This window comes from Ruegeria sp. CH11 (assembly GCF_056537105.1).
In genome coordinates, this window is record NZ_JBQFQX010000001.1 from 128355 (window position 1) to 143079 (window position 14725).

The window sequence follows — 14725 nt, forward strand, 5'->3', positions numbered from 1 at the left end:
TCGGAATGACGATCAACTGGCGTGAAATCCCGTCGCTTAGCATGCTCCGAGCATTTGAGGCCACCGCGCGACTGAATGGATACTCCGCAGCGGCACGAGCCCTCAATGTAACCCCGGCAGCCATCGCGCAGCATGTCCGAAATCTAGAGGCGGAGGTTGGCGCAACGCTGGTACGCCGCGAGGGCCGGGGTCTTGCGATTACGAATGAGGGTATGCGGTTGGCAGCGTCACTTACTGAGGGCTTTGCTCTGATTGCTCGTGGGATCGACAACATGAAGTTACAGGGGGCGACGCGAGGCGTACGGGTGTCCACGACTGACTTCTTCGTTGATACTTTGATCCTGCCCTCACTTGGTGACTTCTGGAAGCAATACCCTGGCCTTCAAGTTTCTTTTTCACCCGAAGGCAATTCTGCACCTGTTGATCTGGAGCGCTTCGATATTGTGATCCGTGGAGCGGGGAAAAACCATGTCTTTGACGGTGTTGGGCAAACAAAGTTACTTGAGACACAGATGATTGTGTATGCCTCACCAGCGCTGGTTGGAGACGGGCAAGCCGAGCTATCGCATTTGCCGTGGATATTGGACCGGACTCTTGGCGGAAGCGTATTTCAGGACATGGTGCGCTTGGCTGGTTGTGATCCAAAGCAAATCAAACTGGTTGATCCAGCGAGCGGAAGATTTGAGATTGAAGCCGCATTGATGGGTCTCGGTGTGCTGGTAGGACCGGAAGTGACAGTGCGCAATCATTTGGCCGACGGCAGTCTGATTAGTTTGGCAGCGCCGTCTGAGATGGAAAGCGCTTATTTCGCAATTCATCGCCAAGGTGAACTGGCAGGAACTGTTCAAATTTTTTTGGATTGGCTCAAGCAGATATTGGTTGCAAGCCAATGAGCGCTTTGTCCCGCAGAACGACTGTAAGGTCGAACTAGACCCGAGGCGTAACCGCCTCAGGTTTCATGCACGTTCCGTTACTCTTCGGCTTCTTCGTCGCCCTGATCTGCGATCCATGCGACGCTGACGACCTCTTCGCCTTTGCCGGTGTTGAACACTTTTACACCACCCGCGCTGCGGGACCGGAATGAGATGCCGTCCACTGGCACCCGGATCGATTGTCCCTTGGACGTCGCCAGCATGATCTGGTCGTCGATCTCGACCGGGAACGAGGCCACAAGCTCTCCGCCGCGCATCGCCTTGTCCATAGCGGCCACGCCCATGCCGCCGCGTCCGCGCACCGGATAGTCATGGCTGGAACTCAGCTTGCCAGCACCGCCTGCGGTGATGGTCAGGATCAGGTTCTCGGCGGCCGACATTTCGGCATAGCGTTCCTGCGGCAGCACGCTGTCGGCATTGCCTTCATCCTCATCCGCTTCGGCCTCATCAATCACACCGGCCATCAGGCGGCGCATCTTGAGATAGGCGGCGCGCTCGTCCGAGGTGGCCTCGAAATGCCGGATCACCGACATCGATACCACACGGTCGCCATTTGTCAGCTTGATGCCGCGCACACCGGTCGATTTGCGGCCCTTGAAGACACGCACGGCGGTGGTCTGGAAGCGGATCGCGCGGCCCGAATTGGTGATCAGCATCACGTCATCATCTTCGGAACAGATGCGCGCGTTCACCAGTTCCACGCCATCGGGCAGGTCCATGGCGATCTTGCCGTTGCGCTTGACATTGGTGAAATCGCTCAGTGCATTGCGGCGCACGTCGCCCGCGCTGGTGGCAAAGACGATCTGCAGGTTTTCCCATTCCTCATCCGGCACATCCACCGGCATGATTGCCGCGATGGAAACCCCGGTCGGGATCGGCAGGATGTTGACAATGGCCTTGCCCTTGCCGGTGCGCCCCGACTGCGGCAGACGCCAGGTCTTGAGTTTGTAGACCATCCCGTCGGTGGTGAAGAACAAAAGCTGCGTATGGGTGTTGGCCACGAAGAGGGTGGTGACCACGTCCTCTTCCTTGGTCTGCATCCCCGACAGGCCTTTGCCACCCCGTTTCTGAGCACGGAAATCAGCCAGCGGGGTACGCTTAATGTAGCCGCCCGACGTGACGGTCACGACCATATCCTCACGCTCGATCAGGTCCTCGTCTTCCATATCGCCGGACCAGTCGACGATCTCGGTGCGGCGTGGAACGGCGAATTGCTCGCGGACGCTGCGCAGTTCATCGCCAATGATCGACATGATGCGTTCGCGTGAGGATAGGATATCCAGATATTCCTTGATCTTGGCGGCCAGTTCTTCCAGCTCGTCCGTGACCTCTTTGACGCCAATCTGGGTCAGGCGTTGCAGGCGCAGGTCGAGGATGGCGCGGGCCTGAACCTCGGTCAGGTTATAGGTGCCGTCGTCGTTCATCTTGGACAAAGGATCGTCGATCAGGCGCAGATAGCCTTCGATGTCGGCCGCAGGCCAACGGCGGGTCATCAGCTTTTCGCGCGCCTCGGCGGCGTCAGCAGACGAGCGGATCGTGGCAACCACTTCGTCCACGTTCGAAACGGCAACGGCCAGACCGCACAGGATGTGACTACGCTCGCGCGCCTTGCGCAAGTCGTAGGCTGTGCGGCGGGCGACGACATCCTCGCGGAAATCGATGAAGGATGTCAGGAAGCGGCGCAGGGTCAGTTGTTCGGGGCGGCCACCGTTCAGGGCCAGCATGTTGCAGCCAAAGGATGTCTGCATCGGCGAGAAACGATAGAGCTGGTTCAGCACCACCTCGGGCGTTGCGTCGCGTTTCAGCTCGACCACCACCCGCACACCGTTGCGGTCGGATTCGTCCTGAACGTGGGCGACGCCTTCGATCCGCTTTTCGCGCACCGCTTCGGCGATCTTTTCGATCATCGCGGCCTTGTTCACCTGATAGGGAATTTCGTCCACGACAATGGCGTAGCGGTCTTTGCGCAGCTCTTCCACGCGGGTCTTGGCGCGGATGATGACGCTGCCGCGCCCCTCCAGATACGCTTTGCGCGCGCCGGACCGGCCTAGCATGACACCGCCGGTCGGGAAGTCGGGGCCGGGGACGTATTCGATCAACTGTTCGGACGTCAGGTCCGGGTCGTCGATCAGTGCCAGTGTGGCATCGACCACTTCGCCCAGATTGTGCGGCGGAATGTTGGTCGCCATGCCCACGGCGATACCACCGGCACCGTTGACCAGCATGTTCGGGAAACGCGCGGGCAGGACGGTCGGTTCTTTGTCCTTGCCGTCATAGTTGTCCTGAAAATCGACCGTCTCTTTTTCGATATCGGCCAGCAGGGACGCGGCGGGTTTGTCCATCCGTACTTCGGTATACCGCATGGCCGCCGGGTTATCGCCGTCCATCGAGCCAAAGTTGCCCTGACCATCCAGCAAGGGCAGGGACATCGAGAAATCCTGCGCCATCCGCACCAGCGCGTCATAGATCGCGCTGTCCCCGTGTGGGTGGTATTTACCCATCACATCACCCACCGGACGGGCCGACTTGCGATAGGCTTTGTCGTGCGTGTTCCCGGTTTCGTGCATGGCATACAGGATGCGCCGATGCACCGGCTTCAGCCCGTCGCGCAGATCTGGTATCGCGCGGCTGACGATGACCGACATCGCATAGTCCAGATAGGACGTGCGCATTTCGGATTCGATTGAGACCGTCGGGCCGTCGTAAACGGGGCGCTCGGGCGGGGTTTCATCCATGTTTTCAGGGATTTCTGGCGTATCGCTCACGTAAACTGCCCGTGTCTTGTTCTGGGTCTATATCTTGTGGATGCATCTTATCAGACCTGGCACATAAGGTGCAAGCAACCAACCTTTATGCACGCGAAAAACACCCGTAACATCCCAGTAACATATTGTTAACTAAGGATTAGGATGTTTTCGTGTTACCCTGCAGAGACCTTGCAAGAATTTGGAGGTCTGCATGGAGCAAAACGAAACCGAATTGATGCTCAAGGGGTACGGGCTGACGACGGCGGAATTCTTCTACCATATGCCCGACTATATTCACGTGTTGAACACGTTCATCTGGCAGGACTATGATCTCGCACCTGACCATCCGAAACTGTTCAAATTCATCGAATTCTGGCAGCGCGAGATCGAAGGTCCGCTGCACTCGGTCAAATTCACCCATCGCAAGATGATCGCGCCCGGGGAATGGCGCAATATGGTGGGCGAGTTCCGGGTCAATTGAATTTCTGGCCGGGTTCATGGTCAGTAATGATTGAGATGCATTAAATTTCCTTGTGCTTGGGCTATGGTGTCGACCAGATATCTGGTCACAAATGGAATCGCCCCATGCCCCGCGCTTTGTTGTTCGCTTCTGTCTTTTTGATCAGCGGGCCAGCCCTCGCCGATGGCGTCTTTGACAAATTCAAGAAAGGTGCAGAAAACGCAGCCGAAGCGATTGGTAAAGGCGCTGAATCCGTTGGCAACACCGTTGAAAAAGGCGCAGAGGTGGTCGAGGGAACCATCACCTCGACCGCTGATCTGGTGACAAACGAAGCCACCCCGGAAGAAACGCGCGCCAAGCTGGACAGTATGGCTGATCAGGTTCTTACCCAATTGCTGGCAGAGAATCCCGACGCGCAATCGCTGTATGATGTCAGTGCAGGATATGCGGTCTTCGACTCGCGCAAGGTTACGGTTTTTCCGGTCTCAGCCGGGTATGGCCGTGGAGTGGCCGTGTCATTGGAAACGGACCAGCGCACCTACATGAACATGGGCACCGGTGGGGTCGGTGCCGCCCTCGGCATCGGTGGGTTCGAGACCAAGTTCGTGATCCTGTTCGAATCTCAGGCTGATCTGGAGAAATTCATCGAACATGGCTACGACGCGACGGCCGAAACCGGCGCCATGTACGGCGAAGAGCGCAGCGGTGAATCCGTGCACTTTACCGATGGGCGGTCCTTTTTCGTTCTTGGCAAGAAAGGTTGGCGTGTCTCGGCTGGGGCGTCGGGCACGAAATTCTGGAAATCCCCCGAGTTGAACTGATCAGGCTGAGCAACTTGCCCCACCCAGCACGCAGAATTTGGCGCAATGTGGGTGGTTCAAATGTACGTCCGCTTCGGCCTCGGCCAAAGAGTGTCCCATCTCGAACTCCGGCGAATAGGGCAGAAGAGTGCAGGCAAGAACTGCTGGTTTCTCGGCGCCCTTGCGCTTGATCACCATGCGCGAACTGGCGCACATCACCGCATCCGGGGACTTGTTCAGAATGTCCCAACAGGCGGTCGTGATCTCTGGCACCTCGACGGTTTCGTCCATTTCGGGGAACAACACGGTCATCCCGGGGTCATGCGCGTCAATGTCAAAGCCGTGCTCGGCAAAGAAAGCCGCGTATCCGGCGCGGCTTTCGTCATCGGTATCACCCCAAACAGTGCGCCCGGCAATCGCCATGTTGAAGCTGTTGTCCCGCAACCACTCCATCCCGGTCAAAGTCTTGGCAAAACTGTCTTTGCCGCGCTCTTCGTCGTGTAATTCGGGGCGGAAGTGATCGACCGAAACCCTTAGTGTCAGCCTGTCGCCATAATCGCGTTGCAGTTCAAGAAGACCGTCGCGCATCTTACGACGCATCATTGGGGCCATCGCGTTGGTAAGGATAAGCACCTTGTAGCCACGCTCGAGCGCCGCCCGCGTCATTTCGATCATCTGAGGGTTCATGAAAGGCTCACCCCCAGTAAAACCGATCTCGCGGATGGGCCAGTTCCGTGCTTCGATCTGGTCCAGATAATCGACGATCTCGGACGCCGTGATGTAGACCAGCGCATCGTTGGTTGGGCTGCTGGCGATGTAGCAGTTCACGCATTCAATGTTGCACAGCGTCCCAGTGTTGAACCAAAGCGTTTCGGGATTGGTCAGTGCGACACTCGCCCTTGTTTGGCCATCGGCTGTCACCAACTTGTTTTGAAACTTGCCGATATTGGCGACCTGAGCAGCGTTGTCTTTCATTCCGGTATCCGGTTTCTTAGCAGCGGTCCGACTGATGTAGTCCGTTGCCGGGCCATAGGGAAGGCTGACGCGCCAATTCTGACAGAGTTTTGAAGACGCAGAAAAACTGGCATATGGTTGCGCTAACATTGGACATGCGGAATGGGGCAGGGTAAGGACAGGTCATGGTTTCTCGTGTCATCCCAGTTGACCCGTTCGATCTGGTCATTTTCGGCGGAACCGGCGATCTGGCGCAGCGCAAGATCCTGCCGGCTATGTTCCGTCGGTATTGCGCCGGGCAATGGCCGGAGACGGCGCGGGTCATCGGAATCGCGCGCGGTGAACTTGACTCGGCTTCGTATCGCGAAATCGTTGGTCAGGCTCTGAGGGCGAACGAGAAAACGGTGGATGACTCGATGCTGGCAGCGTTCGTTGATCGGCTCGAATACCTGCGGCTGGACGCGCATTCGAACACGGGCTGGGATCGGCTTGCCAAGGTGCTGGGCGACAATCGCGTACGCGCCTATTATTTCTCGGTAGGGCCAGAACTTTTTGGCCCCTTGACCGAACGGATCCGCGACAATGCGATCGCGAACGAAAACACTCGCATCGTGGTCGAGAAGCCGTTTGGGCACGATCTGCAAAGCGCACGGACGCTGAATGCGACCCTGGCCGCGCATTTTGATGAAAGCCAGATTTACCGAATTGACCATTATCTGGGTAAGGAGACCGTCCAGAACCTGATGGCAGTCCGGTTCGGGAACATGCTGTTCGAACCGCTCTGGAACAGCCAATACGTCGATCACATACAGATCACCGTGGCCGAAACCGTCGGAATTGACGGGCGCGAGGAGTATTATGAGCATTCGGGTGCCATGCGCGATATGGTGCAGAACCATCTGATGCAGTTGTTGTGCCTTATCGCGATGGAACCGCCCGCCAAGTTCGATCCGGACGCGGTGCGGGACGAGAAGCTTAAAGTTATACGCGCGCTGGATCCGGTTGAGCCGCACCATATCGTGCGTGGTCAGTTCTCGGCTGGCCCTCTGGGCCCGGGGTACCGAGAGATCGCCGGCAATCCGCGTTCGACCACCGAAAGCTACGTGGCGCTTCGGGCCCATGTCAGCAATTGGCGGTGGGCGGGAACACCGTTCTATTTGCGCACCGGCAAGCGGCTGGTGGCGCGATCCTCGGTCATCAATGTGATGTTCAAGGACGCACCGCATTCGATATTTGGCGAACAAGCGGGTCGCCACGCGAACGTCTTGTCGATCCGGTTGCAACCGAACGAGGGGATTACCCTCAAGGTCACGATCAAAGAGCCGGGGCCAGGTGGCATGCGTTTGGTCGATGTGCCACTGGATATGAGCTTTGCTGACGCTTTGGGGCCCGAGAATCAGGACCCACCGGGCGCCTATGAACGACTGATCATGGACGTGATCCGAGGCAACCAGACGCTGTTCATGCGTGGAGATGAGGTCGAGGCCGCCTGGGCTTGGACAGATCCTGTCATCGCCGGATGGCAGGCGCGGGGCGATGTGCCCAAACCATATGACAGCGGCAGCACAGGGCCGGGCGACGCCGAGCTGCTGATGAAACGGGATGGTCGCCAGTGGCAGGGAATAAAGCCATGAATATCAAGGAATACGCAGATCGCGACATGTTGGCCATTGACGTGGCAAACGCGCTGGCTGGCGAGATCGAGGCCGCATTGCTGCATGATGAACAGATCGCGCTAGCGGTGCCGGGCGGGACAACGCCGGGGCCGATGTTTGACGTGTTGTGTGCGGCGGATCTGGCATGGGACCGGGTGCGCGTTCTGCCGACGGATGAGCGTTGCGTGCCAAGCGACGATGATCGCTCGAACGAAAAACTGATCCGAAAGCGGTTACTGACAAACCGCGCTTCGGTTGCCGAATATGTGCCGCTTTATGTCCCCGGGCGTGCGCCAGAGGCGGCTCTGGCCGAAATTGAAACGCTGATCACACCGGTGCTGCCGCTTTCGGTGCTGGTGCTGGGCATGGGTGAGGACATGCACACCGCCTCGCTGTTTCCGGGGATGCAGGGGCTTGAAGATGCGCTGGACAGCCACGCGCCGACGCTGGCCGTTGCGCGGACGGATGTGCAGCCGGAACCGCGCATCACTCTGACAGCGCCGGTTTTGGACGGTGCCTTGTCGAAACATCTGATCATCTTTGGCGCGGCCAAGCGTGATGCCCTTGATCGAGCCATGAGCCTGCCGCCCGAAGAGGCCCCGATCGCGGCCGTGCTGAGCGGCATGACGGTTCATTGGGCGGAGTGAGTTTCATGCAATTGGACGTATTGAAATCGTTGGCCGCCAAACACGCCGACCGACGCATTCTGGACCTGTTTGACGCTGATCCACAGCGTGCGCAGGGTTTTTCGGCTACGTCCGTGGACATGTTGTTCGACTACTCGAAAACATCCATCGATTCAGAGATTCGTTCGGCGTTGATCCAGCTTTGCGAACAGGCCGATCTTGCCGGACGCCGTGCTGCGATGTTTGCGGGTGAAAAGATCAACGAAACGGAAAACCGTGCGGTCCTTCATACCGCGCTTCGCAATCTGGATGGCGATGCAGTCGAGGTGGACGGGCAAGATGTCATGCCGGGCGTTCTGGACACGTTGCAGCGGATGCGCGTTTTCGCCGAAGAGGTGCGCGGCGGTGCGGTCAAAGGAGCAGGGGGCAGCTTTACCGATGTGGTAAATATCGGGATCGGCGGGTCCGATCTGGGCCCGGTTATGGCGACGCAGGCGCTGTCTCCGTACCATGACGGGCCTCGGTTGCATTACGTCTCGAACGTGGATGGCGCCCATATCGCGGACACGCTGCGACAGCTTGATCCGATGCAAACGCTGGTGATTGTTGCCTCAAAAACCTTCACGACAATCGAAACGATGACCAACGCGCGCACTGCGCGCGCGTGGATGCAGGACGGCGGCGGCAATCCGGAGCAGCAATTTGCGGCTGTGTCCAGCGCTTTGGATAAGACTGGCCCATTTGGCATCCCAGCCGATCGCGTCTTTGGCTTCGCCGATTGGGTCGGGGGGCGCTATTCGGTCTGGGGGCCGGTCGGTTTGCCGGTGATGATCGCGGTCGGTTCGAACGCGTTTGACGCGTTTCTGCGCGGCGGTCAGGCGATGGATCTGCATTTCCGCTCGGCCGACTGGGTCGAGAATATGCCGGTGATGCTGGCGCTGGTCGGTATTTGGCACCGTCAGGTTCTGCGTCATGCCAGCCGTGCGGTTCTGCCCTATGACCAGCGCCTTTTGCGGCTGCCTGCCTACTTCCAGCAGTTGGAAATGGAATCCAACGGCAAATCCGTGGCGATGAATGGCAGCGCATTGACGATGGCCTCGGGGCCTGTCGTCTGGGGCGAGCCGGGCACCAATGGTCAGCACGCCTTTTACCAACTGATCCATCAGGGTACCGACATCATCCCTTGCGAGTTCATGATCGGCGCCGAAGGGTTCGAGCCCGAACTGGCCCATCACCATCGTCTGCTGTTGGCCAACTGTCTGGCCCAGTCCGAAGCGCTGATGCGCGGTCGCTCGCTCGAGGAGGCGCAGGCGCGTGTGGCCGACAAAGGCTGGCAGGGTGCCGAGCTGGATCGGCAGGCCCGCCACCGTGTCTTCCCCGGAAACCGCCCCTCGACAACGCTGATCTATCCGAAACTGACACCCTTTGTACTGGGTCAGATCATTGCCCTGTACGAACATCGCGTGTTTGTCGAAGGCGTCTTGTTGGGCATCAACTCGTTCGATCAATGGGGTGTCGAACTGGGCAAGGAACTGGCGACTTCGCTTGGCCCGATCGTGGATGGTGATGTCAGCGCAGAGGGCAAGGATGGCTCGACCGCCGCTTTGGTCGCCTACGCTCTGCGACAACGCGATTGATCCAAAGCCGCGGCAACGCATTCTTTTATTGTCAGACAATTGATTCCTTGGCAGGCTTGCTGCCAAGGGAGGTGTTGCGCTGCGCCTCAGAGCAGAGCGCAACGAAAACGACGCCGGCCATATTCGTGCCGCGCCGACGAAGGGAGAATGCCCATGCTGGGACAGATGATGACGCAGCCGCTGCTGATTTCGTCACTGATTGACCATGCCGAACGCTATCACGGACAGACCGAGATCATCTCAGTCGAAACAGATGGAACGGTGACAGAAACCAATTGGGCTGATGTTGCGGGTAACGCGCGTCGGCTGGGCTCAGCGCTGACCGCACTGGGTCTGCAACCGCAGGATCGCGTCGGAACCCTGGCCTGGAACAATCGCAGACATCTTGAGATCTACTTTGGAGCTTCCGGTGCCGGTTTTGTGTGTCACACAATCAACCCGCGCCTGTTCCCCGAGCAGCTTTCGTATATCATCAATCACGCGCAAGACAGGGTGCTGTTTTTTGATGCGACCTTTCTGCCTCTGGTCGCTGGTCTGCGTGAGCATCTGACCGAAGTTCAGCACTTCGTTCTATTGGGTCCACGTGACGAAACGGCGGTTTCACAGGTGCCGGACGTCAAATTCTATGACGAGCTTCTGGCAACGGGCGATGCCGCGTTCGAATGGCCGGTTTTTGATGAAAACACCGCGTCCAGCCTGTGCTACACGTCCGGCACAACGGGCCACCCCAAGGGCGTATTGTACTCGCACCGCTCGACCGTCTTGCACAGCTTTGCCTCGAACACCCGCGATGTGATCGGGTTTTCGGCGATGGATGTGGTGATGCCAGTGGTGCCCATGTTCCACGTCAACGCCTGGGGATCGCCCTACGCATGCGCTATGTCAGGTTCGCGCATGGTCCTGCCGGGCCCCGGTCTGCATGGCGAGGCGCTGGTCAACCTGATCGACACCTATGGCGTGACACTTGCATTGGGTGTGCCCACGATCTGGCAGGGCCTGTTGGCGCACGCCGCCAGTTCCGGGTCGCAACTGACCAGTCTGGGTCGCACCGTGATCGGCGGCGCCGCTTGCCCTCCGTCGATGATCGAAACGTTCCGCGAAACCTATGGCGTCGATACCATTCACGCCTGGGGCATGAGCGAGATGAGCCCGCTGGGAACCGCGAATCATCCACTGGCCAAGCACCGCGATCTGCCCTTGGAAGAGCAGCGCAGGCTGCGAGAAAATCAGGGCCGACCACCGTTTGGGGTCGAGCTTAAGATCGTCGATGACGACGGTAACGATCTTCCCCATGACGGAGAGACACAGGGCGATCTGATGGTGCGAGGACACTGGGTGCTGGACAGTTATTTTCAGATGCAGGATCAGGCGATACTGACGGACGGCTGGTTCGCTACAGGCGACGTCGCCACGCTGGACGCCGACGGGTACATGACCATCCGCGATCGTTCGAAAGACATCATCAAATCAGGGGGCGAATGGATCAGTTCGGTCGAGCTCGAGAACATCGCCGTGGCGCATCCCAAGCTAGCGACCGCCGCAGTCGTGGGGGTGGCGCATCCGAAATGGGATGAACGCCCGCTTCTGGTCGCCGTTAAGGCCGAAGGAGAGGATCCGTCCGAAGACGAACTGCTTGAATTCTTTGACGGAAAGATCGCCAGTTGGCAGGTGCCTGACAAAGTCGTTTTTGTAGAATCCTTACCCCTGAACGCGACCGGAAAAATCCTAAAACGCCAGCTGCGCGCGGATTTTTCGAATGTGTTGATGGGATAGTTTGGGGAATTGGCTCCGGCGGTAGGGATCGAACCTACGACCAATTGATTAACAGTCAACTGCTCTACCGCTGAGCTACGCCGGAACGGTTCGCGCCGTATAGCAACCCGATTTCCCCGCGTCCAGAGGGTCGATGAGTTTTTTGGATGAAAATTATTAGCCGATTTTGTCGGTGTTCCCGACTGCGTTTTCAAGGGCTAATTGGGGGATTTTGGCTCCGGCGGTAGGGATCGAACCTACGACCAATTGATTAACAGTCAACTGCTCTACCGCTGAGCTACGCCGGAACTGAGGGGGCGTATAACAACCCGGATTCTACTCGTCCAGAGGGTAAGCGCATCGGGCGCAAAAAATCTTTGGTTCATGGCACCAATCGGAACGTGGCGGTCACAGACAGTTCGGGTTCCGGTGCGACCAGCTCGCGTCCGGTCAGGTCCACCAGATGCGCGAACACGTTGCGCTCGGCGGCGGGCAACAGCGTTGCGGGCGTGTCCGCGTAGATTTTGCGTGTTAGGTCCGCAACTGTGGCTGCACCGTGTTCCAGCGTGGACACTATCTGGGTTTCGCGCCCTAAACGGTGTTGTATCAGCCAATCCAGACGCGCCGCAGGATCGGGTATCGGCGCACCGTGGCCGGGGTGAAAGATCGCCCAATCGCGCGCGCGCAGACGGTGGCAGGCGGCCATGAAGTCGGTCAGATCTCCGTCCGGAGGGGAAACGAGCGAACTGGCCCAACCCATCACGTGATCGGCGGTAAAGCAGATGTCGCCCCAGGCCAGCGCAATGTGGTTGCCCAAGTGCCCGGGCGTATGGATGATTTCGAGCGACCAATCTTCGCCCTCAACAATTTCACCGTCGGCCAGTTCTATGTCCGGTCGGAAATCGACGTCGATCCCTTCGCCACCACCTGCCAACCCCTGACTGGCTAGCCGGGACATGATCGCGCTGCGCCCGGTATCCGGCCCGCCAAAGGCCAGAATTGGCGCGCCGGTACGCCGGGACAATGGCGCTGCCAGCGGCGAGTGATCCAGGTGGCTGTGGGTGACCAGAATGTGGTTGATGCGCTGTCCGGGGTGCAGCGAATCGAGAATTGCGGCCAGATGTGCCTCGCTTGCAGGGCCCGGATCAATCACAGCGATATCGCGCTCGCCGACCAGATAGGTATTGGTGCCGCGATAGGTCATCGGTGACGGGTTTGGTGCCAATATCCGGCGCAGGCCTGGTGCAAGCGACATGGCCCGCCCTGGTTGTGGATCGAATTCGTCGGGAGCCTGCATTCTGACCTCTTTCTCTTACCCGGGCGGCCCGCTAGGTTTAGCGCATGTCTTTGCAATGGCTCAAACCTTATATGCCGCGCAGCCTTTATGCCCGGGCGGCGTTGATTCTTGTGCTACCAGTGATTGTTGTGCTGCTGGTTGTGGCCGTGGCGTTCTTGCAGAAACATCTTGAGGATGTGACTGCGCAAATGACGCTTGCATCTGCGCGAGAGGTGACGCTGATCACGGATGCGATGCAGGGATCGGAAACCCAGCAGCAGGCGCTGGCGGTGGTACGACCGGATCTGGCTGCCTTGCAAATGACCGCCCGGTTTCTTGCGCCAAACGAAGACCCCGATATCGGAGGGCGGCGCTGGTACGATTTCATCGCACCGCAGGTGAAGTTCGAGCTGCAGGAAAAGCTGCCCGGTTTTCTCGATGTCGCCTTGCCAAGCGGTCAGACCGTTCGACTGTATTTGAATACCGATCTGGGCGTGCTCGAACTGACATTTGATCGTCGGCGACTGTCTCCGGCAGCGCCGCACCAGTTGATCGTGACGATGGTTTTCTTCGCCTTCTTGATGACAACGATTTCCTTTCTGTACATGCGTAACCAGTTGCGACCGATCACGCGCCTTGCAGCGGCGGCGCAGGCATTTGGGCGGGGGCGGGTGGTACCCTATTCTCCCAGCGGTGCAATCGAGGTGCGCGCCGCCGGAAGTGCGTTTCTGGATATGCGAACCCGGATCGAACGGCAGATCGAACAGCGCACCTTGATGCTATCGGGTGTCAGCCATGACCTGCGCACGCCGTTGACGCGGCTTAAATTGGGCTTGTCTCTTTTGCCCGAGGATGAGGCCGGGCTATTGGTCAAGGACGTCGATGAAATGCAGTCGTTGCTGGATGCGTTTCTCGAGTTTTCGCGCGGCACAGCAGAAGGCGCGCCTGAAACCATCGCCCCAGAACCCTGGCTGCGCGAAATCACCGATGACGCGCTGCGGGCGGGCCAGAACGTCGAACTGGTCTCGGTCGAGGGCGAGGGGACTGCCTCGCTGCGCCCGACCGCGATGCGGCGGGCGGTCGAGAACCTGATCGGAAACGCCGTTCGCTATGGGGCACGCGCCGAGGTCGGCCTGAAGCTGACCCCCAAATCCCTGCGTATTCGGGTTGAAGATGATGGCCCCGGAATCCCGGTGGACCAACGGACCGAAGCGGTCAAGGCCTTCACCCGGCTCGATCCCGCGCGCAACCAGAATCAAGGCAGCGGTGTCGGGCTGGGACTGGCCATTGTCGCAGATATCGCGCGCGCGCATGGCGGAACCTTGAGGCTGGGCAAAAGCGAAAAACTGGGCGGCCTTTGCGCGGACATTGTCGTCGCAAGATAGCTTGCACTCGCAGACAGAATTCGCGAGTCCCCGATCATCCTGCCTGGTTTTGAGTGACCTTTGATGCAGGGGTTTGCATCTGTGAAGAAGGTTACTTCTTTTTCCTGCAAAATGTCGGAAATTCCTTTCCATCGAGATTCGAACACATTGATGGGAAGAAGAGAATGGTTGACGAAAAGAAAATCAAAGCGGCGGCGAAAAAAGTAGCTGACAGCATCAAGGCCTGGACCGATGCACAACAGGACCTGATCAAGTTGCAGGTCGAAATCACCAAGGCCCAGGCCGTTCTCGCCAGCCCGCCCAACCTCGCCACAGGTGGCGGCGCAAAAGTGGCCGAGGCGAACATCAAGCTTGCAAAACTGCTGACGAAGATGGGTCCGGCGCACAAGAAATTGGCCGACAAGCAAAAGGCAATGGCCGACGCACAAAAGGCGCTGACCAAAGTCGCGCCAAAGAAATAGCGCGATCAGACCGCAGCATCCGGGCTCGGGCCCGATGTCA

The 14725-nt window shown here is 58.6% G+C and carries 12 protein-coding genes and 2 tRNA genes; 9 read left to right on the forward strand and 5 right to left on the reverse strand.

The window, feature by feature from the left end:
• Window positions 1-5: 5 nt before the first annotated feature.
• Entirely contained in the window at window positions 6-893 is an 888-nt protein-coding gene (locus ACR0LX_RS00655) for a LysR family transcriptional regulator (RefSeq protein WP_480782159.1), read from the forward strand.
• 77 nt (window positions 894-970) lie between these two features.
• Here the strand turns inward: ACR0LX_RS00655 and gyrA are convergent, their stop codons facing one another.
• Window positions 971-3697, reverse strand: coding sequence for a DNA gyrase subunit A (gene gyrA / locus ACR0LX_RS00660; protein ID WP_480782160.1), 2727 nt, complete (start codon window positions 3695-3697; stop codon window positions 971-973).
• Window positions 3698-3890: 193 nt separating this feature from the next.
• Between gyrA and ACR0LX_RS00665 the strand changes: the two genes are divergently transcribed.
• Both ACR0LX_RS00665 and ACR0LX_RS00670 read left to right on the forward strand, forming a co-directional pair.
• Window positions 3891-4160, forward strand: coding sequence for an usg protein (locus ACR0LX_RS00665; protein ID WP_480570074.1), 270 nt, complete (start codon window positions 3891-3893; stop codon window positions 4158-4160).
• Between the two features lie 104 nt (window positions 4161-4264).
• Window positions 4265-4960 (forward strand): lipid-binding SYLF domain-containing protein, encoded by a 696-nt coding sequence (locus tag ACR0LX_RS00670; protein ID WP_480782161.1) that lies wholly within the window; start codon window positions 4265-4267, stop codon window positions 4958-4960.
• Here ACR0LX_RS00670 and ACR0LX_RS00675 read toward each other — a convergent pair whose 3' ends face one another.
• Window positions 4961-5914: a radical SAM protein gene (locus ACR0LX_RS00675; RefSeq protein WP_480782162.1), complete on the reverse strand. Its 954-nt coding sequence runs from the start codon at window positions 5912-5914 to the stop codon at window positions 4961-4963.
• Between the two features lie 164 nt (window positions 5915-6078).
• Between ACR0LX_RS00675 and zwf the strand changes: the two genes are divergently transcribed.
• The 4 genes from zwf to ACR0LX_RS00695 all read left to right on the forward strand — a co-directional run bounded on the left by zwf (window position 6079) and on the right by ACR0LX_RS00695 (window position 11584).
• The gene (gene zwf / locus ACR0LX_RS00680) at window positions 6079-7527 is read left to right on the forward strand and encodes a glucose-6-phosphate dehydrogenase (protein WP_480782163.1); all 1449 of its coding nucleotides are present in this window, start codon (window positions 6079-6081) and stop codon (window positions 7525-7527) included.
• On the forward strand, window positions 7524-8195 hold the full coding sequence (gene pgl, locus ACR0LX_RS00685; protein WP_480782164.1) for a 6-phosphogluconolactonase: 672 nt from the start codon (window positions 7524-7526) through the stop codon (window positions 8193-8195). Before zwf ends, pgl begins: the two co-directional genes overlap by 4 nt.
• Before the next feature lie 5 nt (window positions 8196-8200).
• Window positions 8201-9811: a glucose-6-phosphate isomerase gene (gene pgi / locus ACR0LX_RS00690; RefSeq protein WP_480782165.1), complete on the forward strand. Its 1611-nt coding sequence runs from the start codon at window positions 8201-8203 to the stop codon at window positions 9809-9811.
• Window positions 9812-9964: 153 nt separating this feature from the next.
• Window positions 9965-11584 (forward strand): long-chain-fatty-acid--CoA ligase, encoded by a 1620-nt coding sequence (locus tag ACR0LX_RS00695; protein WP_480782166.1) that lies wholly within the window; start codon window positions 9965-9967, stop codon window positions 11582-11584.
• A gap of 10 nt (window positions 11585-11594) precedes the next feature.
• Here the strand turns inward: ACR0LX_RS00695 and ACR0LX_RS00700 are convergent.
• The 3 genes from ACR0LX_RS00700 to ACR0LX_RS00710 form a co-directional block, all read right to left on the reverse strand.
• Window positions 11595-11669 (reverse strand) — tRNA-Asn (locus ACR0LX_RS00700).
• Window positions 11670-11796: 127 nt separating this feature from the next.
• Window positions 11797-11871: transfer RNA gene (locus ACR0LX_RS00705), tRNA-Asn, on the reverse strand.
• Window positions 11872-11945: 74 nt separating this feature from the next.
• Window positions 11946-12860: an MBL fold metallo-hydrolase gene (locus tag ACR0LX_RS00710; protein ID WP_480782167.1), complete on the reverse strand. Its 915-nt coding sequence runs from the start codon at window positions 12858-12860 to the stop codon at window positions 11946-11948.
• Between the two features lie 44 nt (window positions 12861-12904).
• On the opposite strand from ACR0LX_RS00710, the gene ACR0LX_RS00715 reads away from it, so the two are divergent.
• Together ACR0LX_RS00715 and ACR0LX_RS00720 are read left to right on the forward strand one after the other, a co-directional pair.
• Window positions 12905-14224 carry an ATP-binding protein gene (locus tag ACR0LX_RS00715; protein ID WP_480782168.1) on the forward strand — a complete coding sequence of 440 codons (1320 nt, stop codon included), beginning with the start codon at window positions 12905-12907 and terminating at the stop codon, window positions 14222-14224.
• 53 nt (window positions 14225-14277) lie between these two features.
• The gene (locus tag ACR0LX_RS00720; RefSeq protein WP_480782169.1) at window positions 14278-14685 is read left to right on the forward strand and encodes a hypothetical protein; all 408 of its coding nucleotides are present in this window, start codon (window positions 14278-14280) and stop codon (window positions 14683-14685) included.
• Window positions 14686-14725: the final 40 nt, after the last annotated feature.